The sequence below is a fragment of the Lysobacter sp. CC-YZS074 genome (genome assembly GCF_056739745.1).
Genome location: NZ_CP200301.1, coordinates 1,000,264 through 1,022,022, shown reverse-complemented (window position 1 = coordinate 1,022,022; position 21,759 = coordinate 1,000,264). Strand labels below are relative to the sequence as shown.

Genomic DNA, 21,759 nt, shown 5'->3' with positions numbered 1-21,759 from the left:
CATCCGCGCCGGGCCGCGCTGTCACGCGCGATCGGGGGCCGGCACCGGTCACATGGTCACGGGGACGATCGGCAGTGGCCGCGGCCGGTCGCGCCGGCGAGGCTTGCGGTTCCGCAGAACGCGCTTTCCCCACTGACCGCCATGCTCCACCGAACCGGCTCCACCCTCGTGCTTTCCGCCCTGCTCGCCGTGGCCCCGGTCGTGGCCGCGGCCGCGGCCTCGGCCACGCTTCCGCCTGCTGCGGAGGCGGCGGTGCAGCGGCTGGTCGAGGGCGCGCGGGACAGCCACTCCGACACCCTGCTGGTGACACGCGGCGGACAGGAGGTCGCCCGCCTGGGCGACGTCGATGCGCCGATCGAACTGATGTCGGCCACCAAGTCGGTGGTCGCCCTTGGCATCGGCCAGTTGGTCGGTGACGGGCGCATCGAATCGCTCGACCAGCCGGTCAGCGACTTCTATCCGGAATGGAAACAGGGGCGGAAGCGGGACATCACCGTGAGGATGCTGCTGGACCACACCTCGGGCCTGCAGAACGTGCCGCGCGCGCCGGTGGAGATCTATCCGGCGCCGGATGTCGTGCAGCTGGCGCTGGCGGCCGAGCTCGACAGCGCGCCGGGCGAGGCGTTCTCCTATAACAACAAGGCGGTGAACCTGCTCGCAGGCATCATCGCCGAAGCCACCGGCCAGCCGATGGACGGGTTCTTCCGCGACGGCCTCTTCGCCGCGCTCGATATCACCCCCGGCCCGTGGGAGAAGGACGCCGCCGGTAACCCGCACGCGATGTCGGGCCTGCCGCTGAGCGCGCGCGACGCGGCGAAGATCGGCCAGCTGGTGCTCGATCGCGGCCGGGTCGGCGACCGGCAACCGGTGCCGGCCGCGTTCATCGACACGATGCTGGCCCCGAGTGCACGTACCGCCGAAGCCGGGCTGCTGTGGTGGCGTCGCACGGCGTGGGAACGGCTGACCCCGGACCCGGACGGCTTCGCCACCCTGCGCGAACGCGGCGTGCCCGACGACCTGGTCGAGCGCCTGCGGCAGGTCGTGGGCGAGCAGTCGTTCGACAGCGCGGATGTCATGGGCGCGGCGCTCGTCGCCGGCCTGGGCGAGGACCTCGACCGCGTGCGCGAGGCCTTCGCCGGCGCCGGTGTCGGGCCGGGCGTCATGTTCGAGCGCGAGCACGGGCCGGTGGTCGCCTACGAGGCCAACGGCTACCTGGGCCAGTACATCGTCGTGGTGCCCGCCGCCGAGCTGGTGGCCGTGCGCCAGTACAGGGCCCGCGGCGACGGGGAGCAGCCGCCCGCGGACGGCTATCCCGAATTCACCCGGCGGGTGATCGACCTGGCGCGGGCGCTGGAGCCCACGTTGCCCGCCGCACCCGTAGCGCGTTGAGGCGTCAGCCGCGCCGCAACGACCAGAACGGGATATCGCGGCGGTGGCGATAGCCGACCTGGCCGTACAGCCGCAGGGCGCGTTCGTTCTCGTGGCTCACGTGCAGGAACGGCGTGCGCCCCTGCGCCAGGTTGTCGTTGGTCACCATGGCGATGAGGCGGCGCGCGTAGCCGCGGCCGGTGAAGTCCGGATGGGTGCAGATCGCGCTGACCTCGGTGCAGGCGTCGGTGCCCAGGCGCTCGCCGGACATCGCCGCCAGGCGTCCGTCCCGGTAGATGCCGAAGTAGCGGCCCAGCTCCATCGTGCGGGCGCGGAAATAGTGCGGGTACACCAGCGCGGTGAGCGCGAGCACGTCGGCGCGGTGGGCGGCGTCCAGCTCGATGATCTCCGGGCCGTCCACCTCCGGCAGCGGCGCGGTGCAGACCATCTGCGCGAGGGGCAGGTGCGCGGTGAGGTCCCAGCCGGCCGGCGGGCGCGGCGCCACGCCGAGCAGGTAGACGGTCTCGCCAGGTTGCACCAGCGCGGCCAGCGCGGCTTCGGCCTCGTTGTCCCGGTCGGCCACCCCGAGGAACGGCGCGAACTCGGGCGGGTAGCGCGCCACGTGGCCGACGGACACCGCCAGCCCGCGGTGTCGGCTGCGCAGCGAAGCCCAGAAGGGGTTGTCGAGATCCGAAGCGACCATGCCGCGCCGTGGGCCATGCAGGTGAACAGGGACAATCTACCTCGCCGCCCGCCCGTCGGGGCAGCGGCCCGGCGTTGCTTTGACGACTCAAAATCGACCGGCGGTCAGTCGGCGCGGGTGCCGAAGATCTTGTCGCCGGCGTCGCCCAGGCCCGGCAGGATGTAGCCGCGCTCGTCCAGGCGCCGGTCGATCGACGCGGTGTAGACCTCCAGGTCCGGGTGGACCGCCTCGACCGCCCGCAGGCCCTCGGGCGCGGCGACCAGGAACAGCCCCTTGATCCGCTTCGCGCCCGCCGCCTTGAGCAGGTCGACGGTCGCGATGAGCGTGCCACCGGTGGCCAGCATCGGGTCGAGGATCAACGCGGTGCGGTCGGCCATGTTGCCGACCAGCTTGTCGTAGTAGCTCACCGCGCCCAGGGTCTGCTCGTCGCGCTGCAGGCCCACCACGCTGACCTTGGCCGCCGGCAGCAACTCCAGCACACCCGGCAGCATGCCGATGCCGGCGCGCAGGATCGGCACCAGGGTGATCTTGCGGCCCTTGATCCGCTGCACCTGCACGGGACCGGCCCAGCCCTCCGCCTCGACCGTCTCGGTTTCCAGGTCGGCGGTGGCCTCGTAGGTCAGCAGCGTGGCGACCTCCGACGACAGCTCGCGGAAGGTCTTGGTGCTGTTGTCGGCCCGGCGCATCAGGCCGAGCTTGTGCTGTACCAGCGGGTGGCGGACTTCGATGATCTTCATGGGCGGCGGCCGGGTTTGCGGATGGCCAAGTGTCGCCCAAGCCACGCGCCACGGGCAGCCGCCCTGCCGCCGTAGACTCACGGGCCCGCCCGAGCCGGTCGCCCATGGACCTCGACTTCCGCGCCGTGTTCCACCTCGTGCTGCACGCGCTGGTGCCGCTGGCGATCGCGCGGGTGTTCTTCCGCGACCGCTGGCGCCGCGCGTGGCTGTGGATGCTGGCCGGCTGGCTGATCGACATCGACCACCTGTGGGCCGACCCGATCTACGTGCCGGACCGCTGCAGCATCGGCTTCCACCCGCTGCACCGGGCGCCGGCGATCGCGGTCTACGCGCTGCTGCTGTTGCCGCGGCGCACGCGGCTGCTGGCGATCGGCCTACTGGTCCACGTCGGCCTGGACGGGCTGGACTGCGCGTGGATGCACCACGCCGACTGAGGCCGCGTTACCAGCTGTCCTCCAGCACCCGCGGCCGCGACGCCGCCCAGGCGCCCCACGCCAGCACCGCGATGCACGCCGCGAGGAACGCCACCGGCCAGTGCCAGCCGCCGGTGAGGTCGCGCAGTTGCCCGACCACCACCGGCCCGGCGCAGGCGACCGCGTAGCCGGCCCAGTGCATGAAGCCCGACAGCGCCGCCGAGCCGGCCGGGGTGCGCGTGCGCAGGTTGATCAGGGTCAGCGCCAGCGGGAAGGTGCCGCCGGCCAGCCCGAGCAGGCCGGTCCACAGCGCCGGCAGCGTGGCCGGCGCCAGCAGCAGGCCGGCGTAGCCGATGACGTAGAGCCCCAGCATCGGCAGCACCAGCACGAACGGCGACTTCACCCGCGCCGCCAGCACCGGCACCGCCAGCGAGGTCGCCAGTCCGGTGGCGGTGTAGACGCCGAGCATCGCGCCGGCCGCGGCCGGGTCGAGCCCGGCGTCGGTCATCCAGCGCGGGATCCAGGTGAACATCGCGTAAGTCACCAGCGAGGTCATGCCCAGCAGCGCCGCCATCGCCCACGCCAGCGGCGAGCGCCAGACGTGCGCGCCCGGCGGCAGCGTGGCCCGCGGCAACACCGCGGCTGCTCCCGGCGCGGCGGTGGCGATGGCTTGGCGGCCGCCGCGCAGCACCCACAGCCACGGCAGCAGCGCCAGCACCGCCGGCAGCACCCACGCCGCCAGCGACACCCGCCAGCCCAGCGCCATTGCCAGCGGCACCGCGACGAACGCCGGCGCCATCGTTCCCAGCTGCATCGAGGTGATGTAGACCGAGCTGACCGCGCCGACCCGGTCGAAGAAGTAGCGCTTGACCAGCGGCGGCAGCACCACGTTGCCCATGCCCATGCCGGCCAGTGCCAGCAGCGAGCTGGCCATCAGGCCGGCGGTGCCTCCGACGAAGCCGCGCAGCAGCATGCCGGCCGCGGCCAACGCCATTGCCAGCACCACCGTGCGCTCCAGCCCGAGCCGCTGGGCGATCGGCGGCGTCGCCACCCCGAACACCGCGAACGCCGCGGTCGGCAGCATGCCCAGCACGCCGGCCGCGGTGGAACCGAACGCCAGCGACGCGCCGACGATCTCCAGCAGCGGGGTCAGCGAGGTGATCGCGGTGCGCAGGTTGAACGCGGCCAGCGCGATGCCGGCCAGCACCAGCAGGCGGCCGCGCCAGGGGGTGGGGGATGTCATGCGCGCAATGCTACCGGGCGCGCGTGGGCGCTCCGTTGCCGGAGCGGGCGCGTTGCGTCGTGGATTCCCATCGGCGAACCGGCGCGACAGGAACCGGTACGGATGGCACCGGCCGACCGTTGTTTTCCGCACGGGCGCCCCGATGTTCGGGACTTCGATCCGCTCCACGTGTCACGGGAACCCAGCATGACTTCCAACGCCGAAACCCACCCCGGAATCCAGTCCGAAACCCGCCAGTTCGAAGCCGAAGTCGCCCAGGTCCTGCACCTGGTCACCCACTCGCTGTACTCGCACAAGGAGATCTTCCTGCGCGAGCTGGTCTCCAACGCCTCCGACGCCTGCGACAAGCTGCGCTTCGAGTCGCTGGCCAACCCCGAAATGATGGCCGGTGACGGCGAGCTGCACATCGATGTCAGCTGGGACGAGAAGGCGCGCACGATCACCATCGCCGACAACGGCATCGGCATGAACCGCCACGAGGTGGTCGCGAATATCGGCACCATCGCCAGCTCCGGCACGCGCCGCTACCTGGAGGCGATGGCGCAGGAGAAGAAGGCCGACGCGCGCCTGATCGGCCAGTTCGGCGTCGGCTTCTACTCCGCTTTCGTGGTCGCCGACCGGGTCACCGTGCTGACCCGCCGTGCCGACACGCCGGCCGGCGAGGGCGTGAAGTGGGAAAGCGACGGCAAGGGCGAGTACACGCTCGAACAGGTCGAGCTGCCGAGCCGCGGCACCACCGTCGTGCTGCACCTGAAAGCGGACGAGGACGAGTTCCTGTCGGGCTGGAAGCTGCGCTCGCTGGTCCACCGCTACTCCGAGCACGTCGCCTTCCCGATCCGGATGCCAAAGGATGCCGACGCGCACGACGACACCGATGAAGCGAAGGACGACAGCCAGTCCACCGCAACGGAGGAGTGGGACACCGTCAACGCCGCATCCGCGCTGTGGACCCAGGCGAAGTCGGAGATCTCCGACGAGGACTACCAGGGCTTTTACAAGTCGCTCGGCCACGACTTCGCCGACCCGCTGGCGTGGAGCCACAACCGGGTCGAGGGCAGCCAGAGCTTCACCACCCTGCTGTACCTGCCCGCGCAGCCGCCGTTCGACCTGATGATGGGCGGCCGCGACGAGCGCAAGGGGCTGAAGCTCTACATCAAGCGCGTGTTCGTCATGGACGCTGCCGAGGAGCTGCTGCCGAACTACCTGCGCTTCGTGCGTGGTGTGGTCGACGCCGACGACCTCCCGCTCAACGTCAGCCGCGAGCTGCTGCAGCAGAACCGCCAGCTCGACAAGATCAAGGCCAGCTGCACCAAGCGCGTGCTCGACCTGATCGAGTCGCTGGCGAAGAACGAGCCGGAGAAGTTCGACACCTTCATCAAGGCCTTCGGCAACACGCTCAAGGAAGGCATCGGCGAGGACACCGGCAACCGCGAGCGCATCGCCAAACTGCTGCGCTTTGCCTCCACGAAGGCCGAGGGCGCGGCGAAGACCGTCTCGCTCGACGACTACATCGCGCGCATGCCCGAAGGCCAGGACACCATCTGGTACGTCACCGCCGAGACCCACGCGGCCGCCGCCGGCAGCCCGCAGCTGGAAGCCTTCAAGGCGCGCGGCACCGAAGTGCTGTTGATGTCCGACCGCATCGACGAATGGATGCTCGGCTACCTGCACGAGTACGACGGCAAAAAACTGCAGAGCGTCGCCAAGGGCGAACTGCCGCTGGACGAGGCGGCGAAGCAGCAGCACGAGGAAGCGGCGAAGGCGGCCGAACCGCTGGTCGCGCGCCTCAAGGAACTGCTCGGCGAGCGCGTCGGCGACGTGCGCGTGTCCGCCCGACTGACCGACTCGCCCTCGTGCCTGGCCCTGTCCGACTACGACATGGCCCCGCACTTCGCCCGCCTGCTGCGCGAGGCCGGCCAGGAACTGCCCGACAGCAAGCCAACGCTGGAGGTGAACCCCGCCCACCCGCTGGTGCAGCGCGTGCAGTCCGAGGCCGACGAAGCGACCGCGCGCGACATCGCCACCCTGCTGCTGGAACAGGCCGAGATCGCCGCCGGCGCCACCCTGCCCGACCCCGCCGCGTTCGTGCAGCGGATGAACCGGTTGTTGCTGGGCTGAGGACCGCAGCAACGGAGGTAACGGAAAAGCCCGCCGGACGGCGGGCTTTTTTTGGCACTCGGTTTCAGGCGACGCGGAAACAGGCGACGAAGATTCACCTGCCAATCCCGGGATCGCCGTCAACCTGCCGCCCGCATACCTCCCACGCCAGCTCTCCGCGCACCCGCGGAACCTCGATCAGCGTCGGGGTTCCACCCCCTGACGACTGCAGGCAGAAGTGCCGGCTATAACGACGGCTCACAGTGCGGTCACCGCCAGCACGCGGGTTGGGAATCTGCGCATTGATCTCCACGCCGTATTGCCCTCCGACCACAAGTGGTGGCGCAAAGGTTTCCGTTCCGGCCACATCCGCGAAGCCGCGACCGTAGGGAATGCATTGACCCGGTCCAAGCGTAGTGGGCGGTGACAACGGCGCTGCCGAGGTCCACAAACGCAGCCACTGACCGTCGCGGTACTCGCTGACGGCAATCGCCGCGACAGTTGGCGGTGTCCTACGGCTCTCGTTCGTATCGGCGACCGAGAAGCACGCCTGCCCGTCGGTCCAGCGGATGGTCGCCTGCTGGTAGGTGTTGGCAGGCTGGCGACACCCTCCGACCAACGGGAAAAGCGCGACGAACAGGAGAGCGCATCGACGGTTCATTCAGTCACCTTCGGCAGATTCCCTGGGTTGGAAGGGTCGGCGAGGAAGTCACTCAAGACGCGTTCGTACTCGGCCAGAAGACCTGGCATCCGGCTGTAGCGGATCTCACTGATGTTCAAAGGATCGTTGCGGAACTTCACGAGAAAGTAGTCCGCGATGAGGTTGCCCTGCGCCTCCATGTTGTAGTCGCAGAGCTTCCGGCCCTGAGCAAAGAGATATTCGTACGACATGTTCGGGCGTGGCGCACGCACGCGCTTGACCGGGTAGCCGAGCTGAAACTGCCACACATGGGCCATTTCGTGGACGAGCAGGTGCTGGCGGTCATTGAGTTCGCGCGAGAAATCCGGTGAGAACAGATCCGCCGGCATATAGATCTCGCCATTGGGCGCGGTCGCCGTGTCGTCCGGCTGGAAGCCGAAGAGCATCCAGTAACCGTGGTTGTGCAGCTTCACCGCCCCGTAGTCGACCGACGAACCGAACACCTGCCGCAGCATCGCGACCTCGCCGGCGGTCAGGCCGCGGTCCTCGGCCTTCGTGGCGACCTGATGGGTGGACGACCCGATGGCCGACGCGTTGGTAGCGGCGCCCTTCAACGCAACCGGGACGCTCTGCGCCGGCAGCGCGACGGCCGCACAGCACCCTTGCGCGCCGGTCGGCGGCAGCAGGTCGGCGGAGTCGAAGCCGACGGCCTGCGTGGTGGCGACGCGCTCCGTCCGGCCATCGACATCGGTAACGCCTTCGGCGGTCGAGCCGTCGGCCAGGTGCAGGCGGTAGCCGAGGTTGGACAGCGGTGCCCCGGTCGGACCTACGAAGCGGATCTGCTCGTCGAACGCGGGCGACGCCATCGCACCCGCCGTCGCGCCAGTTGCAGCGGCAGGAGGTGCTTCTGCCGCTGCGCCGTTCGCGCCGCCAGATGCGCCGGAGCCACCGCCGCCCCCGCCTGCATCCACAAACACCCTCACCTGCTGCACCGCGATCACCTTGCAGCCGCAGGCCAGCGAGCTGCCGTGCAGAGCCACGGCCTCGCCGTCGATGATGGTGGTCGGGTCGCCGTCAACGATCGGGAACGTGCCCTTGTGCTTGGGGCAGCTCGCCTTGTCGTTGACCCGGGCGACGGGCTTGCCGTCGATATCGGTGAAAGGCGAGCCGGTGACCACCTGCCCGCCGCTGCTGGTGGCGTCGCCCGCCACGGCCCACATCCTTGTCATGCATCCCTTCCTGGGGTGAATTGTCGGGGATAGTGTCGCGCCTGCCGCGCATGGCTTCAAACAGCAACCGACCCTGCGTGCCGAAGACCGAACACGCACGGCGATCTCCGTCCAAAAAAACGAGGCCTGGAACCTCGTTGGTGGGACCGGGAACCTCGTTGAAGAGGTTTCCAGACCTCATGCGAGAGGTGCCGGACCCCGTTCGAGAGGTCCGCAACCCAGCCGGAGAGGTCCGGGGCTTGGTCGGAGACCTCGCGGACCTCGCGTGAGACCTCCGCGACCCTGCCGACGAGGTCCGCAATCCCGCACCAACATCTCCGGAAGCCCGCCGGCGAGGTCCGCGAGGTCGTTGCAGGATCTTCCGAAGGCCATTGCAAGACCTTGCGGAAGTACTCCGAGGAACTCGCGGACATCTCCGGGAGACCTTCGGAAAGCCTCCCGCAACCCCGGCCTCACTCGCTTGCCGGCACCCTCAGTCCGCGCTGCACCGCCGGCCGTGCCAGCCCGCGCTGCAGCCACGCGTCGACGTGGGCGAAGTCGTCGTAGCCGACCAGCTCGCGCGCTTCGTAGAAGGTGATCAGGTTGTTGACCCAGCCCAGCGTGGCGATGTCCGCGATGCTGTAGTCGTCGCCCAGCAACCAGTCGCGGCCGTGCAGGCGCGTGTCCAGCACGCCGAGCAGGCGCCGCGATTCGTCGACGTAGCGCTGCCGCGGGCGCGGGTCCTCGATGTCCTTGCCGGCGAATTTGTTGAAGAACCCGAGCTGGCCGAACATCGGCCCGACCGAAGCCATCTGGAAGAACACCCACTGGATCGCCTCCCAGCGGCCCGCCGGGTCGGCGGGGATGAAGCGGCCGGTCTTGTCGGCCAGGTACAGCAGGATCGCGCCGGACTCGAACAGCGCCAGCGGCCGCCCGCCCGGCCCGTCAGGGTCGATGATCGCCGGGATCTTGCCGTTGGGGTTGAGGGACAGGAACTCCGGCGTGTGGCTCTCGCCCTGGGTGATGTCGACGCGATGCGGCTCGTAGGCCAGCCCGGTCTCCTCCAGCATGATCGAGGCCTTGACCCCGTTGGGCGTGGCCAGCGAGTACAGCTGGATGCGCTCGGGGTGGCGCGCCGGCCAGCGGCGGGTGATCGGGAAGTCGGACAGGTCGGGCACGGCGGGCTCCGGGACGGGAATGGCCCACGAGCTTAGGCCCGCGGATCCGCGGTGGCACGGTCGCCGGCGGAACGCAGCGTCCGTTAGCCTGGGCGGCATGCGTGTATGGCCGGCCGACGATCGGCTTGTGGGTTGCCTGGTCATGGCCCGGCCTTAGGAGCGGCTTCAGCCGCGATCGTGGAACCGTCCGCCCGCACCGGCTTCCGATCGCGGCTGAAGCCGCTCCTACAGGGGCGTGTTGCGCCGCTTGTGGTTTGTATTGCAAACTTGTTTGCACATAACGGAGCCACGCCATGACCACCGCGACCACCCCCGCCGAGCTCGACCACCTCCGCGACCTCACCGAGCGCTACGCCCGCTACTCCCGCGGGGCGGGCGGCCTGAGCCTGGTGATCGGCGGCGTGCTTACCGTCGCCGCGTTCCTGGTCGGCGCGTTCCTGCCGCTCTCGCCCGCGCTGCGCATCGCGCTGGTGGCGCTGCCGGCGGCGTGGCTGTTGTCGAAGGAACTGCTGCGCCGCTGCTACTACCAGCGCGACGGCGTGGCGCTGCAGCAGGTGTCGCCGACGTTGCGCCGGCAGCGGCGGTGGATGGCGATCTACCTGTTCGCGGTGTCGGCGCTGGTCATCGCCGGCAACCTCCTCGCGACCGGCGGCACCGTGGAGGACGGCCGGGCGCTGGCCTATCTGGTGCTGGTGGCGGCGCTGCCGTTCGCGGCGATGCGCTGGTTCTGGTCGATCGGCGATTTCCTGGTCGGCGTGCTGCTGTTCTGCCAGGCCGCGGTGGTCGCCGCCGGTGGCGCCTACGAGGGCTGGTGGCCGCTGTATGCCGCCGGCTGCGCGGCGTTCGCGATCCTCGTGGGCGTCAGGGAACACCGCGCCTACCTGTCGCTGCGCGACACCCTGCGCGGGGCGGCGGCGTGATCGACGATTCCACCCGGTCGGCCGTCGACGGCGTGCTCGCGGTCGACCGGCTGGTCCACGAGCCGGCGCGGCTGGCGATCCTGACCGTGCTGTCCGGCGCCCAGCAGGTCGAGTTCGGCTTCCTCGAAACCGTCTGCCGGCTCAGCAAAGGCAACCTCTCCAGCCACCTCGCCAGGCTCGAGGCGGGCGGGCTGGTGACCATCGAAAAGACCTTCCGCGGCCGCAAGCCGCTGACCCGCGTGGCGATCACCGACGACGGCCGCGCGTCCTTGGCCCGCTATCGCCGCCAGCTGGCGGCGCTGGTGGGTGGCATCGACAACCCCTGAAGGAGCAAGCCATGCGATACCGCACCGTGCTTTCCATCCTCCTGGCCGCGCTCGGCACCGCGGCCGTGCCCGCCGCCACCGCGGCGCCGCCGGAGACTCGCGGGGAAGGAGCCACGGCGACCACCGCCACCATCGAGGCCGGCCAGGCCCTCACGCGCGCCTTCCTCGACGGCGACCTCGCCGCGGTCCACGCCGGCTTCGACGAGCGCATGCAGGCCGCCATGGACCCGGCCGCGCTGGCCGCCTTCCGCGAGCAGGTCGCGGCGCAGCTCGGCGAGGAACAGTCGGTCACCTCCGAGGAGGCCGTGCTGGTGCAGGGGCTGGACTCCTACGTCCGCCTGTCGCGCTGGAGCAAGTTGCCGGCGCCGGTCCTCACCCAGTGGGTGTTCGCGCCCAACGGCCGCGTCGCCGGCTTCGTCATCCGTCCGGCCGACGCCCAGCCGCAGGCCGCGGAATCGCCGCACCTGCAGCGCGACACCGTGGCCGAGCTGCGCCTGCCATTCCACGGCGAGTGGGTCGTGTTCTGGGGCGGCCGCGACATCGCGCAGAACTACCACGCGGCCAACCCCGCCCAGCGCTTCGCCTACGACTTCGTCCAGCGCGTCGACGGCCGCAGCCACACCGGGGACGGCAGCGAGCTGGCGCAGTACCACTGCTGGGGTGAACCGATCCTCGCGCCGGCCGACGGGACCGTGGTGGAGGCGGTCGGCGACCTGCCCGACCAGGCCATCGGCACCACCAACGCCCGACAGCCGGCCGGCAACCACGTGATGCTCGACCTCGGCCACGGCGAGTACGCCCTGCTCGCCCACCTGCGCCAGGGCAGCGTCGCGGTCGAGGCGGGCCAGCAGGTCGCCGCCGGTGACGAAATCGGCCGCTGCGGCAACAGCGGCAACACCAGCGAGCCGCACCTGCACTTCCACCTGCAGGACAGCCCGGTGTTCGGCGAAGGCCTCGGCCTGCCGGCGTTCTTCAACGACTACGTGGCCGACGGCGAGGCGGTCGAGCGCGGCGAACCGGTGAAGGGCCAGGTGCTGCGGGCGGACTGAAGCCCGCTACAGCGCGCGCGTCATGAAGACGCTGTAGGGATCCTCGGCGTAATCGCCGAACGGTGCGCACGGCGCGAAACCGAACCGGGCGTACAGCGCGCGCGCCGGCGCGAATGCGGCGGGGGTGCCGGTCTCCAGGCTGAGCCGGCGGTAGCCGCGCCGCCGCGCCTCGTCCAGCAGGTGGGCCAGCAGCGCCGCGGCCACGCCACTGCGCACGTGCGCGGCGGCGGTGCGCATCGACTTGATCTCGCCGTGCGCCGGGTCCAGTTCGCGCAGCGCCGCGCAACCGACCAGCACCCCGTCGCGCCATGCGCTCCAGAAGCGGATGTCGGGGCGGCGCAGCTTGGCCAGGTCGAGCGCATGCACACTTCCGGGCGGCGAATGCCGCGCCATGTCGTCGAGGTGCTCCTGCAACAGGCCGGCGATCTGCGGGCCGGTCAGCGGGTCGAGGCGGATGTCCATGGAGTCGCCGAAAGGCCGATACAGCCGCACAGAATCCGGATTTCGCGGCCGGCGGCAAGCGCCTGTCCTGTCCTGTCGCCCGTACCGCGCCGCCGAGTCATGGCCGTGGCGTGCCCGCTCCCTTAACCCGCTGCGTGCAAGGCTGGCCGTTCCTTCATCCGGGAGCCGCCCATGCCGCTGTCCGCCTTCGGCCTCAACTGCACGCTGACCGCCTCGCCTGCCGAATCCTCCACCCAGCTGCTGCTCGACCAGGTGCTCGCCGCACTGGCCACGCACGGCGTCCTCACCGACAGCACCCGCATCGTCGACCACGACATCAAGCCCGGCGTGCGAGCCGACGAAGGCAACGGTGACGAGTGGCCGGGCATCCGCCAGCACATCCTTGACGCCGACATCCTCGTGGTCGCCACGCCGATCTGGCTGGGCCAGCCCAGCAGCATCGCCAAACGGGTGCTGGAGCGGCTCAATGCCTTTCTCGGCGAAATCAGCGACAACGGCTGCTTCCCCACCTACAGCCGAGTCGCCACCGTGGCGGTGGTCGGCAACGAGGACGGCGCGCACCACGTTACCGCCGAGCTGTACCAGGGCCTGGCCGACGTCGGTTTCACCATTCCCGCCAACGCGGCGAGCTACTGGGTCGGCGAGGCGATGCACAAGACCGACTACAAGGACCTCGAGCAGACGCCGGAGAAGACCGCCTCGACCACGAAGACGCTGGCCAGCAACGCCGCCCACCTGGCCCGGCTGCTGCAGGATCATCCGTATCCGCCGCCGAACCCGCAGTAGCCCCCGGATTGTCGAATCCGCCCGCCTCCGTCCGTCGTCACAGGGCCACCCACCCGCACAGGAGAACCGCCATGTCCTACATCGATGGATTCGTCATCGCCGTGCCGACCGCCAACAGGCAGAAGTTCATCGACCACGCCAACACCGGCGACTCGGTGTTCATCGAGTACGGCGCCACCCGCGTGGTCGAGTGCTGGGGCGACGACGTGCCCGACGGCAAGCAGACCGACTTCCGCCGCGCCGTGCAGGGCAAGGACGACGAGACGATCGTGTTCTCGTGGATCGAGTGGCCCGACAAGGCGACCCGCGACGAGGGCTTCAAAAAAATGATGGAGGACCCGCGGATGGATCCGAAGACCAACCCGATGCCGTTCGACGGCGCGCGGATGATCTACGGCGGGTTCAGGCCGATCGTGGAGCTGGGCGGCGCGTCGCACTGACGCCGCGCCGGCCTGCGGGGCGGCGGCGTACTTGCCGCAGCCCTGTTCGAATGGCCGTGCCGCCCGTGTGACGCCGCTTTTGTAGGAGCGGCTTCAGCCGCGATCGTGAATCGGCGCGGTCGCACGGCCATCCGATCGCGGCTGAAGCCGCTCCTACGACAGCCCGTGCCGGCGGGCTGCTACACCTGCGCCGTCTTCCACTTGCCACGCGTGAACAGCCACAGGGTGAACAGCCCGACCGCGGTCTCCGACACGAACACGCCCCAGAACACGCCGGTCTGCTGCCAATCCAGTTGCAGCGCGAGGAACCAGCACAGCGGGATCTGGATCAACCAGAAGAACACCAGGTTGATCTTGGTCGGCGTCACCGTGTCGCCGGCGCCGTTGAAGGCCTGCACCGCGACCATCCACCAGCCGTAGACGAAGAACGAGTACGACAGGATCCGCAGCCATTCGGCGCCGACGTCGACCACGCCAGTGTCGGCGGTGAACAACCCGACCAGCTCGCGCGGGAACACGAAGAACAGCACCGACACCGCGACCAGGTAGGCCATGTTGTACCAGCCGATCCGCCACACCGCGGCCTCCGCGCGGCCCGGCTCGCCGGCACCGAGGTTCTGTCCGACCAGCGTCGCCGCGGCGTTGGACATGCCCCACGCCGGCATCGTGGTGAACATCATCAGGCGAATGGCGATCGTCGCGCCGGCCACCGCCTCGCTGCCGATGCTGGCGAGGATGCGCATCAGGAAGATCCACGACGTCATGCCGATGATCATCTGCCCCACTCCGCCCAGCGAGGTGCGCACGATGTTGAGCAGCGTGGCGCCGTCCCAGCCCAGCTGCGAGGCGCCGACGCGGATGTGCTGGCCGCCGCGGAACAGGATCCACAGCTGCATCAGCACGCCGGTGCCGCGGCCGATGGTGGTGGCGATCGCCGCGCCCTCGATGCCCATCGCCGGCACCGGCCCGAAGCCGAAGATCAGGATCGGGTCGAGCACGATGTTGAGGCCGTTGGCGACCCACAGCACCCGCATCGCGCTGGACGCGTCGCCGGCGCCGCGGAACACCGCGTTGATCACGAACAGCAGCATGATCACCGCGTTGCTGCCCAGCGCCCACTGCATGTAGCCGTAGCCGTGCTCGAGCGTCCATGCGTCGGCGCCCATCAACTGCAGCAGCTCGCGCGCCCAGACGATGCCGACGATCGCGAACGGCACCGACACCAGCGCCGCGATCCACACCGCCTGCACCGCACTGACCGCGGCGGCCTCGCTTTTGTGTTCGCCGATGCGGCGGGCGACGACGGCGGTGGTCGCCATCGCCAGTCCCATCGCGATCGCGTAGAGCAGGAACAGGTAGCTCTCGGTCAGTCCGACCGTCGCCACCGCCGACGCGCCGAGCCGAGCGACGAAGAAGATGTCGACCACCGCGAAGGTCGACTCCAGTACCAGTTCCAGCACCATCGGCACCGCGAGCAGGAACACCGCGCGGCGCAACGGGATCTTCGTGTAGTCGGCACCGGTGCCGCGGATCGCGTCGCGCAGCTCGGCCCAGAGCGGACCGGTGGGGACGTGCCCGGGCAGCGCGGCAGCGGCGGACTCGTCGGGGGTGTGTCGGGGGTCGGTATTCATCCGGCGCTCCGCTCGAGGGGTTCCGTTGCAAAACAGGGGGATGGTAGGCCGGGATCGGCCCGCCCGTGTCCCGATGACGACGAACAGTGAATCCCGGAATCGAGACCGGCCCCGTCACCTCCGGCCTTGCCGGCGCGGCGCGAGGCCGACAGTATCCCGGCGGTATGGAAAAGCATCCGATCGACCGTCACCCGGCCCGTTCACCCCCGTCCCCGATGAATGCAGGCGTGCGGGCCGGTCCGGCGCTTGCCGCGATCGCGCTCGCCGGGGTGGCCGCGTTCGCTCTCACCTGCCTCGCGGTGCACCTGCTGCGACCGGAACTCGACGGGGTCGACGCGCAGATGAGCGTGTACCTGGTCGGGCCGTGGGGCGGGCTGCTGCAGGCCGGCTACGCGGCGCTGGCAGCGGGCATCCTCGCGCTGGCAGTCGGCCTGTACCGGGTGCCGCCGGTGCCCTTGCGCAGTGCGGCGCCGCTGCTGCTGTTCGCGGTCGCCGCGCCGTCGCTGGTGGTCACCGCGCTGGCGCCAATGCGCTTTCCCGACGAGGAGCTGCGGCTGGTGCACCTGGTCCACGGCACCTCGGCGCAGGCGGCGTTCCTGTGCACCACGGCGGCGATGGTGCTGCAGGCGTGGCGGCTGCGCGCGGCGCCGGCGTGGCGGCGGGTGGCCCCCGTCCTGCTGGGTTGGGCGCTGGCCAGCTTTGCCGGCGTGTGGGTGCTGGCGCTGGTGCGCGAGCTGCCGCGCGGGCTGTCGCAGAAGGTGCTGGTGGCGATGATCGTCGGCTGGCTGGGCTGGGTGGCTTGGCGGTTGTGGCACATGCGCGAATGCGCCACACCGCATCCCGCGTCACCGCGGTCGGCTTCGTAGCACCGCAGGCGTTCTCTGGCTGCCCCTTGGCGCGAACGCTGCCACCGCACCTCGTAGAATCCGGTTCCTGCATGACAACCCAGAAGAGCCGTCCAGATGGCCGAACGGAAGTACGGCGAGCCCGCAGCGGCCACAGACAACACGATGAACGGTGTCGACTGGTATGGCCGCAAGCTCCAGCGTGAGCAGTACCGCCGCACCCTGTTCGTCGACCTCGACCTGACCGATGCCGAGAATATCGGCACGGTCTTCGAGGAATGCACGTTCCGCCGCGCGCGGTTCAACGCCTCGATCCACCGCGACGCCGCCTTCGTGAACTGCACGTTCGTTTCGTGCAATTTCTTCGACAGCCAGTTCACCAAGTGCAAAGCCATCGGCAGCATGTTCGACAGCTGCCAGTTCGACCACATGCAGGTGATTGACGGCGACTGGGGCTTCATCGGCCTGCCGGGTGCCGACTTGCGAAAAGCGTCATTCCTCCGCACGCGCTTGCGGGAGGCGGACCTGACCGGCGCTCGATGCCAGGGCGGCTCGATCCGCGATGTCGACCTGTCCGGCGCCTGGCTCCACAGCGCCGACTTCTCCCGCTGCGACCTGCGGGGGAGCGACCTGAGCGCTCTGGATCCCCTGAACGTCCAGTTCCGCAGCGCGATCATCACGATCGACCAGACCATCGTGATCGCCGAAGCACTCGGGCTCGACGTGCGGGTGGACTGAGATCGCCGTGCGCGCCCCGGCTCAGGTGGACGCGGCGAAGCCGCGTCATCTCGCCCGGGGAATATCCGGACAGTCGGGACCACGGCGTGTCGATTTACGCCGGCCCCGTTCGTCGCATGGGGAAAGGGAGGCGCCCCGCCTCCCGCCCACCGCAGGAGCCAAAGCATGAAGCACGCCAACCCTTACCTCAACTTCGACGGCAACGCCCGTGAAGCCTTCGACCACTACCGCAGCGTCTTTGGCGGCGAGTTCGCCACCGCGATGACCTTCCGCGAGTTCGGCGGCGAGCAGATGGGCATCGCCGCCGACAAGCTCGACCGCATCGCCCACATCGCCCTGCCGCTGGGGTCGTCGATGCTGATGGCGTCCGATGTCACGCGGCCGGATGCCTTCAAGGTCGGCACCAACACCTATGTCGCGGTGGAAGCCGACAGCGCCGAAGAAGCCGATCGCGTATTCGCCGGCCTGGGCGATGGCGGCAGCGTCGACATGCCCATGCAGAAAGTCGAATGGGCCGAAAAGTTCGGCATCTGCACCGACCGCTTCGGCGTGCACTGGATGGTCAGCTATACGGGCGACGTGACGTTCGCGCAGGGCTGACGGGCATGGCGCCCACTATCACCGCCTTCGAACGCTCACCCGACCGCGGCAAGGGACACGCCCGGGACATGCGCGTTCGCTGGGCGCTTGAGGAAGTTGGCCAGCCCTACGACGTTCGTCTGGTTTCATTCGACGAGATGAAGGCGCCCGCGCATCGGGCGCTTCATCCCTTCGGGCAGATCCCGACCTATGAAGAGGACGATCTGGCCCTGTTCGAATCGGGGTCGATCGTGCTCCATGTCGCGGAACGCCATGCGGGTCTGCTGCCGGACGACGCGAATGCCCGGGCACGCGCGATCACATGGATGTTCGCCGCGCTCACCACGTTGGAGCCGCCGATCGTCGAGCGTTCAATGGCCACGATCGTGGAGCGCGACAAGCCCTGGTACGAGGGGCGGCTGCCCATGCTTGACGACCGGGTCCGCAAGCGGCTGCGCCAGCTTTCCACTCGCCTTGGCGATGCCGATTGGATCGATGGCGCGTTCAGTGCCGGCGACCTGATGATGGTGACGGTGCTGCGCAGGTTGAACGGATCAGGCCTGTTGGAGGAGCACCCGAACCTCGCCGACTATGTCGCCCGCGGCGAAGCCCGGCCCGCCTTCAAGCGTGCTTTCGCCGCCCAGCTGGCGGTTTTCACCGGCAACCCGTTGCCGGAGTAGATGTCCCGGAACCCGTATGCGAAAAGGCCAGGCGTGTGCCTGGCCGTTTCCGTCGATCAGAGCATCGGCCGCTTCAGCCCCTGCTCCTTCGCGCACTGCTTGGCGATCCCGTAGCCCGCGTTACCTTCAATCCTCCGCCGATGCCTCGGGACAGTCGGGCTGCACGTCGTAGCCGAGATGATAGTAGCCACTCCACAAGCTACGGCCGTCCCCTGCGGCGCGGACGAAGAAGCGGATGCCTTCGGAGGTGGCGCAATGGCCGAACGTGTCCCTGCGGCCGTCGCCGTCGACATCCAGCGACTCGGCAGGTGTCGAGGTAAAGCCGACAGGCACCAGCACCCCGATGGCCAGCTCCGACTCGTCGGCGGGCTCCACCAGATGGAATGACAGGCCGTCCGCCAGGTTCATCCCGCCGCGATCCTCGAGCAGCGCCGGGCAGCTGTCCGCGGCTTTGGCGCGGCGCACGATCCGGGCCGCAACCACGCGCTGCGGATCATCCAACGTTACTACCGTGACGCTTGTCCCCGGCTCCACGCGGTCGTCCGCCAGCGCGATGCAGGAGCCATGCAGCCAACCGACCGCGGGTGTGTCATCCCGGCTTCCGATGTCGCCTGAGGCAGCACCGGATACGCACGCCGACAGCAAGACACAGGAGAGCGCGGTGGGAATTCTGGTGATGGAACGGGCACGCATGATTGGACTACCTCCCGTTGAAGGACCAGTGCGGCGCATCCGACCTCAGCTTCCGCACGCCGTACGAGGCACCCAGGTCATGCAGCGCCAGGTTGGCGTTGACATCCGGTGTCCAGGCGATCGCCGCCATCGAGCCATCCCGGCGGCGGAACTCCACGGTCCCGCTCCAGCGAATGGCCATGTCGATCGCACGCCCGGCGATGTGGTTGCTGGTGAGCGCCGGCGCGAAGACGCTGCGCGGCGGCATCGCCAGCCCGAAGCCGCGTGTCATCTCCAGGGCGCCCGCCCTGCTTGCCGCGTCGTCACCATGGTCCCAGCGGATCCCGACGCCCGCCATCGGATCGGCGTCCGCCGGCCGGCACTTGCCGTTCGCAATCTTCCACGACCAATGGAACAGGTATGCCCGCTTGGGGCTGCGGCGCGTCGCCGAAACCTCGACGCGCGCTCCCGCGTCTTCCAGCGCCTTGATGAATGCTTTCACATCACGCCGGAAGGACGCCTCAAGATCCTCGATCCGCCGGCTGTTCCTGGCATGGGTGTTGGCCCACGCGACCCAATGCGCGCCGCTTCTGGCGTCCATCGCTCTTCTCCCTGAGTTGGTCATCCATCCATGGACCGGCCACTCGCAGTGGCCGGTTACAACAAGTTAACGCCCACCGCGGCGTCAGTCGACCATCGGCAGCTTCAGCCCCTGCTCCCTCGCACACGCCTTCGCGATGTCGTATCCGGCATCCGCATGGCGCATCACGCCGGTGCCGGGGTCGTTCCACAGCACGCGCTCGATGCGCTTGTCGGCGGCTTCGCTGCCGTCGCAGACGATGACGACGCCGCTGTGCTGGCTATAACCCATGCCCACGCCGCCGCCGTGGTGCAGGCTGACCCAGGTCGCGCCGCCGGCGACGTTGAGCATCGCGTTGAGCAGCGGCCAGTCGGACACGGCGTCGCTGCCGTCCATCATCGACTCGGTCTCGCGATTGGGCGAGGCGACGCTGCCGCTGTCGAGGTGGTCGCGGCCGATCACCACGGGCGCCTTCAGCTCGCCGTTGCGCACCATCTCGTTGAACGCCAGGCCGAGCTTGTGGCGCAGGCCGAGGCCGACCCAGCAGATGCGCGCCGGCAGGCCCTGGAAGGCGACGCGCTCGCGCGCCATGTCGAGCCAGTTGTGCAGGTGGGTGTCGTCGGGGATCAGTTCCTTGACCTTGGCGTCGGTTTTGTAGATGTCCTCCGGATCGCCGCTGAGCGCGACCCAGCGGAACGGGCCGACGCCCTTGCAGAACAGCGGGCGCACGTAGGCCGGCACGAAGCCCGGGAAGTCGAAGGCGTCCTTGCAGCCCTCGTCGAACGCCATCTGGCGGATGTTGTTGCCGTAGTCGAAGGTCGGGATGCCCTGCTTCTCGAACGCGAGCATCGCCTCGACGTGCACGCGCATCGACTTCTTGGCCTCGTCGCGCACGGTGTCGGGGTCGGCCTTCTGCGCCTCGATCCACTGCTCGACGGTCCAGCCGATCGGCAGGTAGCCGTGCACGGGGTCGTGGGCGCTGGTCTGGTCGGTGACCGCGTCCGGGCGCACGCCGCGCTTCACCAGTTCCGGCAGTACCTCGGCGGCGTTGCCGAGCAGCGCGATCGACTTGGCCTGGCCGGCCTTCGTGTACCGCTCGATGCGGGCGAGTGCGTCATCGAGGTCGGTGGCCTGCTCGTCGACGTAGCGGGTCTTGAGGCGGAAGTCGATGCGGCTCTGCTGGCACTCGATGTTGAGGCTGCTGGCGCCGGCGAGGCTCGCCGCCAGCGGCTGCGCGCCGCCCATGCCGCCCAGGCCCGCGGTCAGGATCCACTTGCCGGTGAGGTCGCCGCCGTAATGCTGGCGGCCCATCTCGACGAAGGTCTCGTAGGTGCCCTGCACGATGCCCTGACTGCCGATGTAGATCCACGAGCCGGCGGTCATCTGGCCGTACATCATCAGGCCCTTGCGGTCGAGCTCGTGGAAGTGCTCCCAGTTGGCCCAGGCCGGCACTAGGTTGGAGTTGGCGATCAGCACGCGCGGCGCGTCGGTGTGGGTCGGGAAGATGCCGACCGGCTTGCCGGACTGGACCAGCAGGGTCTCGTCGTCGGACAGGTTGCGCAGCGATGCGAGGATCGCGTCGTAGCTCTCCCAGTCGCGCGCGGCGCGGCCGATGCCACCGTAGACGACGAGGTCCTCCGGGCGCTCGGCGACCTCGGCGTCGAGGTTGTTCTGCAGCATCCGGTACGGCGCCTCGGTCAGCCACGACCTGCAGCTGAGCTCGGTGCCGCGCGGGGCGCGGATGGTGCGGGAGGGGTCGTGGCGGGTGGACATCGACGCGGGTCCTTTGGTCTGGAGCGAGGCGTCGATTATCGCAGGGGGTTGGCGGTGGGGGGCGCGGGGCGATCCGTCGCGGGTTCGGGCGCCTGTAGGACACGAACGGGCTTTACCGAAGAAGGAAAAACGCCCGGGGAGGACCCGGGCGTTCGCGTATCGAGGCTGCGGCCGACTCAGCGGATCGCGGGATCCAGCCGCCGCAGGGCATCGGCGATGTCGGTCTCGCCGGTGCGCATGAGATCGTCGCGGCTGTAGACGCGGCCGTTGGCCGCAATGCATTCGTCGCGGTCGAGTTCGCCGACGGCGTCGGTCTCGGCCGGCGCGGCATTGCGTTCGCTGCGGCGGGCAAGGATGTGGCTGCCGGTGTAGCGCATGCAGTCGCGGCGTGCGTCGCGTTCGACGGTGGTTTCGGTGCCGGTGCGGGTGTCGACGGGCGTGGTGTCGGTCTGTTCGGCCTGGGTCCGGGCGTCCACGGCGGCGTCGGTCGTGGTGTCCTGGGCCGCGGCGGCGAAAGCGAGCGAACCGAGCAGGCTGGCGAGCATCAGGCGTTTCATGGCGGTCACCTCCGGGATACGAACGGGTGCTGTCGGCCAGCATACGCCCGAGGGAGAGCGATGCCGGACTGGCGCGGGGATGGATTCAGGGAGCTGACAGGCTTGATTTCCCGGCGATTGCGGCCAAGGGCGGC

General features: G+C 69.5%; 24 protein-coding genes. 12 read left to right on the top strand and 12 right to left on the bottom strand.

Annotated features, from left to right (window positions below; genetic code table 11):
• Nucleotides 1-141 precede the first annotated feature (141 nt).
• The gene (locus U8331_RS04505) at nt 142-1,389 is read left to right on the top strand and encodes a serine hydrolase domain-containing protein (RefSeq protein ID WP_481132418.1); all 1,248 of its coding nucleotides are present in this window, start codon (nt 142-144) and stop codon (nt 1,387-1,389) included.
• Between the two features lie 4 nt (nt 1,390-1,393).
• Here U8331_RS04505 and U8331_RS04500 read toward each other — a convergent pair whose 3' ends face one another.
• Both U8331_RS04500 and upp read right to left on the bottom strand, forming a co-directional pair.
• A complete protein-coding gene (locus tag U8331_RS04500; protein WP_481132417.1) occupies nt 1,394-2,071 on the bottom strand; it encodes a GNAT family N-acetyltransferase in 678 nt (225 codons plus the stop codon).
• Between the two features lie 104 nt (nt 2,072-2,175).
• Nucleotides 2,176-2,808, bottom strand: coding sequence for a uracil phosphoribosyltransferase (upp, locus tag U8331_RS04495; protein WP_481132416.1), 633 nt, complete (start codon nt 2,806-2,808; stop codon nt 2,176-2,178).
• A gap of 104 nt (nt 2,809-2,912) precedes the next feature.
• On the opposite strand from upp, the gene U8331_RS04490 reads away from it, so the two are divergent.
• The gene (locus U8331_RS04490; RefSeq protein ID WP_481132415.1) at nt 2,913-3,242 is read left to right on the top strand and encodes a DUF6122 family protein; all 330 of its coding nucleotides are present in this window, start codon (nt 2,913-2,915) and stop codon (nt 3,240-3,242) included.
• Nucleotides 3,243-3,249: 7 nt separating this feature from the next.
• Here U8331_RS04490 and U8331_RS04485 read toward each other — a convergent pair whose 3' ends face one another.
• Nucleotides 3,250-4,464 (bottom strand): MFS transporter, encoded by a 1,215-nt coding sequence (locus U8331_RS04485; RefSeq protein WP_481132414.1) that lies wholly within the window; start codon nt 4,462-4,464, stop codon nt 3,250-3,252.
• A gap of 186 nt (nt 4,465-4,650) precedes the next feature.
• On the opposite strand from U8331_RS04485, the gene htpG reads away from it, so the two are divergent.
• Nucleotides 4,651-6,582 carry a molecular chaperone HtpG gene (gene htpG / locus U8331_RS04480; protein ID WP_481132413.1) on the top strand — a complete coding sequence of 644 codons (1,932 nt, stop codon included), beginning with the start codon at nt 4,651-4,653 and terminating at the stop codon, nt 6,580-6,582.
• Nucleotides 6,583-6,676: 94 nt separating this feature from the next.
• Here the strand turns inward: htpG and U8331_RS04475 are convergent, their stop codons facing one another.
• The 3 genes from U8331_RS04475 to U8331_RS04465 all read right to left on the bottom strand — a co-directional run bounded on the left by U8331_RS04475 (nt 6,677) and on the right by U8331_RS04465 (nt 9,587).
• The gene (locus U8331_RS04475) at nt 6,677-7,222 is read right to left on the bottom strand and encodes a hypothetical protein (protein ID WP_481132412.1); all 546 of its coding nucleotides are present in this window, start codon (nt 7,220-7,222) and stop codon (nt 6,677-6,679) included.
• Nucleotides 7,219-8,412 carry a PAAR domain-containing protein gene (locus tag U8331_RS04470; RefSeq protein WP_481132411.1) on the bottom strand — a complete coding sequence of 398 codons (1,194 nt, stop codon included), beginning with the start codon at nt 8,410-8,412 and terminating at the stop codon, nt 7,219-7,221. Before U8331_RS04470 ends, U8331_RS04475 begins: the two co-directional genes overlap by 4 nt.
• Before the next feature lie 470 nt (nt 8,413-8,882).
• Nucleotides 8,883-9,587 carry a glutathione S-transferase N-terminal domain-containing protein gene (locus U8331_RS04465; protein ID WP_481132410.1) on the bottom strand — a complete coding sequence of 235 codons (705 nt, stop codon included), beginning with the start codon at nt 9,585-9,587 and terminating at the stop codon, nt 8,883-8,885.
• A gap of 293 nt (nt 9,588-9,880) precedes the next feature.
• On the opposite strand from U8331_RS04465, the gene U8331_RS04460 reads away from it, so the two are divergent.
• From U8331_RS04460 to U8331_RS04450, 3 genes are read left to right on the top strand one after another with little or no spacing between them, the layout of a single operon-like run.
• The gene (locus U8331_RS04460) at nt 9,881-10,507 is read left to right on the top strand and encodes a hypothetical protein (protein WP_481132409.1); all 627 of its coding nucleotides are present in this window, start codon (nt 9,881-9,883) and stop codon (nt 10,505-10,507) included.
• Entirely contained in the window at nt 10,504-10,833 is a 330-nt protein-coding gene (locus tag U8331_RS04455; RefSeq protein WP_481132408.1) for a transcriptional regulator, read from the top strand. Before U8331_RS04460 ends, U8331_RS04455 begins: the two co-directional genes overlap by 4 nt.
• An 11-nt stretch (nt 10,834-10,844) precedes the next feature.
• Nucleotides 10,845-11,882 carry a M23 family metallopeptidase gene (locus U8331_RS04450; protein WP_481132407.1) on the top strand — a complete coding sequence of 346 codons (1,038 nt, stop codon included), beginning with the start codon at nt 10,845-10,847 and terminating at the stop codon, nt 11,880-11,882.
• A gap of 6 nt (nt 11,883-11,888) precedes the next feature.
• Here the strand turns inward: U8331_RS04450 and U8331_RS04445 are convergent, their stop codons facing one another.
• Nucleotides 11,889-12,344, bottom strand: a complete 456-nt coding sequence (locus U8331_RS04445; RefSeq protein ID WP_481132406.1) for a GNAT family N-acetyltransferase — start codon at nt 12,342-12,344, stop codon at nt 11,889-11,891.
• A 171-nt stretch (nt 12,345-12,515) separates the two neighbouring features.
• On the opposite strand from U8331_RS04445, the gene U8331_RS04440 reads away from it, so the two are divergent.
• Both U8331_RS04440 and U8331_RS04435 read left to right on the top strand, forming a co-directional pair.
• A complete protein-coding gene (locus U8331_RS04440; RefSeq protein ID WP_481132405.1) occupies nt 12,516-13,130 on the top strand; it encodes a flavodoxin family protein in 615 nt (204 codons plus the stop codon).
• Between the two features lie 71 nt (nt 13,131-13,201).
• Complete coding sequence (locus U8331_RS04435; RefSeq protein WP_481132404.1) at nt 13,202-13,570, top strand: DUF1428 domain-containing protein; 369 nt, start codon at nt 13,202-13,204, stop codon at nt 13,568-13,570.
• Between the two features lie 179 nt (nt 13,571-13,749).
• On the opposite strand, the gene U8331_RS04430 is transcribed toward U8331_RS04435, so the two are convergent.
• Nucleotides 13,750-15,201, bottom strand: coding sequence for an MATE family efflux transporter (locus U8331_RS04430; protein WP_481132403.1), 1,452 nt, complete (start codon nt 15,199-15,201; stop codon nt 13,750-13,752).
• 227 nt (nt 15,202-15,428) lie between these two features.
• Here U8331_RS04430 and U8331_RS04425 point away from each other — a divergent pair, with 227 nt between their 5' ends.
• The 4 genes from U8331_RS04425 (at nt 15,429) to U8331_RS04410 (ending at nt 18,043) form a co-directional block, all read left to right on the top strand.
• Nucleotides 15,429-16,067, top strand: a complete 639-nt coding sequence (locus U8331_RS04425) for a DUF998 domain-containing protein (RefSeq protein ID WP_481132402.1) — start codon at nt 15,429-15,431, stop codon at nt 16,065-16,067.
• 96 nt (nt 16,068-16,163) lie between these two features.
• Nucleotides 16,164-16,784, top strand: coding sequence for a pentapeptide repeat-containing protein (locus tag U8331_RS04420; RefSeq protein WP_481132401.1), 621 nt, complete (start codon nt 16,164-16,166; stop codon nt 16,782-16,784).
• Nucleotides 16,785-16,949: 165 nt separating this feature from the next.
• Nucleotides 16,950-17,384 carry a VOC family protein gene (locus U8331_RS04415; RefSeq protein ID WP_481132400.1) on the top strand — a complete coding sequence of 145 codons (435 nt, stop codon included), beginning with the start codon at nt 16,950-16,952 and terminating at the stop codon, nt 17,382-17,384.
• A 5-nt stretch (nt 17,385-17,389) separates the two neighbouring features.
• Entirely contained in the window at nt 17,390-18,043 is a 654-nt protein-coding gene (locus U8331_RS04410) for a glutathione S-transferase family protein (RefSeq protein WP_481132399.1), read from the top strand.
• A 126-nt stretch (nt 18,044-18,169) separates the two neighbouring features.
• Here the strand turns inward: U8331_RS04410 and U8331_RS04405 are convergent, their stop codons facing one another.
• The 4 genes from U8331_RS04405 to U8331_RS04390 all read right to left on the bottom strand — a co-directional run bounded on the left by U8331_RS04405 (nt 18,170) and on the right by U8331_RS04390 (nt 21,625).
• Complete coding sequence (locus U8331_RS04405) at nt 18,170-18,736, bottom strand: hypothetical protein (RefSeq protein WP_481132398.1); 567 nt, start codon at nt 18,734-18,736, stop codon at nt 18,170-18,172.
• Nucleotides 18,737-18,743: 7 nt separating this feature from the next.
• Nucleotides 18,744-19,316 carry a hypothetical protein gene (locus U8331_RS04400; RefSeq protein ID WP_481132397.1) on the bottom strand — a complete coding sequence of 191 codons (573 nt, stop codon included), beginning with the start codon at nt 19,314-19,316 and terminating at the stop codon, nt 18,744-18,746.
• Between the two features lie 84 nt (nt 19,317-19,400).
• On the bottom strand, nt 19,401-21,068 hold the full coding sequence (gene hutU, locus U8331_RS04395) for a urocanate hydratase (RefSeq protein WP_481132396.1): 1,668 nt from the start codon (nt 21,066-21,068) through the stop codon (nt 19,401-19,403).
• Nucleotides 21,069-21,244: 176 nt separating this feature from the next.
• Nucleotides 21,245-21,625, bottom strand: a complete 381-nt coding sequence (locus U8331_RS04390; RefSeq protein WP_481132395.1) for a hypothetical protein — start codon at nt 21,623-21,625, stop codon at nt 21,245-21,247.
• Nucleotides 21,626-21,759 lie beyond the last annotated feature (134 nt).

Coding starts and splice junctions, on each gene's coding strand:
- U8331_RS04505 (WP_481132418.1), top strand. CDS start 142: ATGCTCCACCGAACCGGCTCCACCCTCGTGCTTTCCGCCCTGCTCGCC.
- U8331_RS04500 (WP_481132417.1), bottom strand. CDS start 2,071: ATGGTCGCTTCGGATCTCGACAACCCCTTCTGGGCTTCGCTGCGCAGC.
- upp (WP_481132416.1), bottom strand. CDS start 2,808: ATGAAGATCATCGAAGTCCGCCACCCGCTGGTACAGCACAAGCTCGGC.
- U8331_RS04490 (WP_481132415.1), top strand. CDS start 2,913: ATGGACCTCGACTTCCGCGCCGTGTTCCACCTCGTGCTGCACGCGCTG.
- U8331_RS04485 (WP_481132414.1), bottom strand. CDS start 4,464: ATGACATCCCCCACCCCCTGGCGCGGCCGCCTGCTGGTGCTGGCCGGC.
- htpG (WP_481132413.1), top strand. CDS start 4,651: ATGACTTCCAACGCCGAAACCCACCCCGGAATCCAGTCCGAAACCCGC.
- U8331_RS04475 (WP_481132412.1), bottom strand. CDS start 7,222: ATGAACCGTCGATGCGCTCTCCTGTTCGTCGCGCTTTTCCCGTTGGTC.
- U8331_RS04460 (WP_481132409.1), top strand. CDS start 9,881: ATGACCACCGCGACCACCCCCGCCGAGCTCGACCACCTCCGCGACCTC.
- U8331_RS04450 (WP_481132407.1), top strand. CDS start 10,845: ATGCGATACCGCACCGTGCTTTCCATCCTCCTGGCCGCGCTCGGCACC.
- U8331_RS04445 (WP_481132406.1), bottom strand. CDS start 12,344: ATGGACATCCGCCTCGACCCGCTGACCGGCCCGCAGATCGCCGGCCTG.
- U8331_RS04440 (WP_481132405.1), top strand. CDS start 12,516: ATGCCGCTGTCCGCCTTCGGCCTCAACTGCACGCTGACCGCCTCGCCT.
- U8331_RS04435 (WP_481132404.1), top strand. CDS start 13,202: ATGTCCTACATCGATGGATTCGTCATCGCCGTGCCGACCGCCAACAGG.
- U8331_RS04430 (WP_481132403.1), bottom strand. CDS start 15,201: ATGAATACCGACCCCCGACACACCCCCGACGAGTCCGCCGCTGCCGCG.
- U8331_RS04420 (WP_481132401.1), top strand. CDS start 16,164: ATGGCCGAACGGAAGTACGGCGAGCCCGCAGCGGCCACAGACAACACG.
- U8331_RS04415 (WP_481132400.1), top strand. CDS start 16,950: ATGAAGCACGCCAACCCTTACCTCAACTTCGACGGCAACGCCCGTGAA.
- U8331_RS04410 (WP_481132399.1), top strand. CDS start 17,390: ATGGCGCCCACTATCACCGCCTTCGAACGCTCACCCGACCGCGGCAAG.
- U8331_RS04405 (WP_481132398.1), bottom strand. CDS start 18,736: ATGCGTGCCCGTTCCATCACCAGAATTCCCACCGCGCTCTCCTGTGTC.
- U8331_RS04400 (WP_481132397.1), bottom strand. CDS start 19,316: ATGGACGCCAGAAGCGGCGCGCATTGGGTCGCGTGGGCCAACACCCAT.
- hutU (WP_481132396.1), bottom strand. CDS start 21,068: ATGTCCACCCGCCACGACCCCTCCCGCACCATCCGCGCCCCGCGCGGC.
- U8331_RS04390 (WP_481132395.1), bottom strand. CDS start 21,625: ATGAAACGCCTGATGCTCGCCAGCCTGCTCGGTTCGCTCGCTTTCGCC.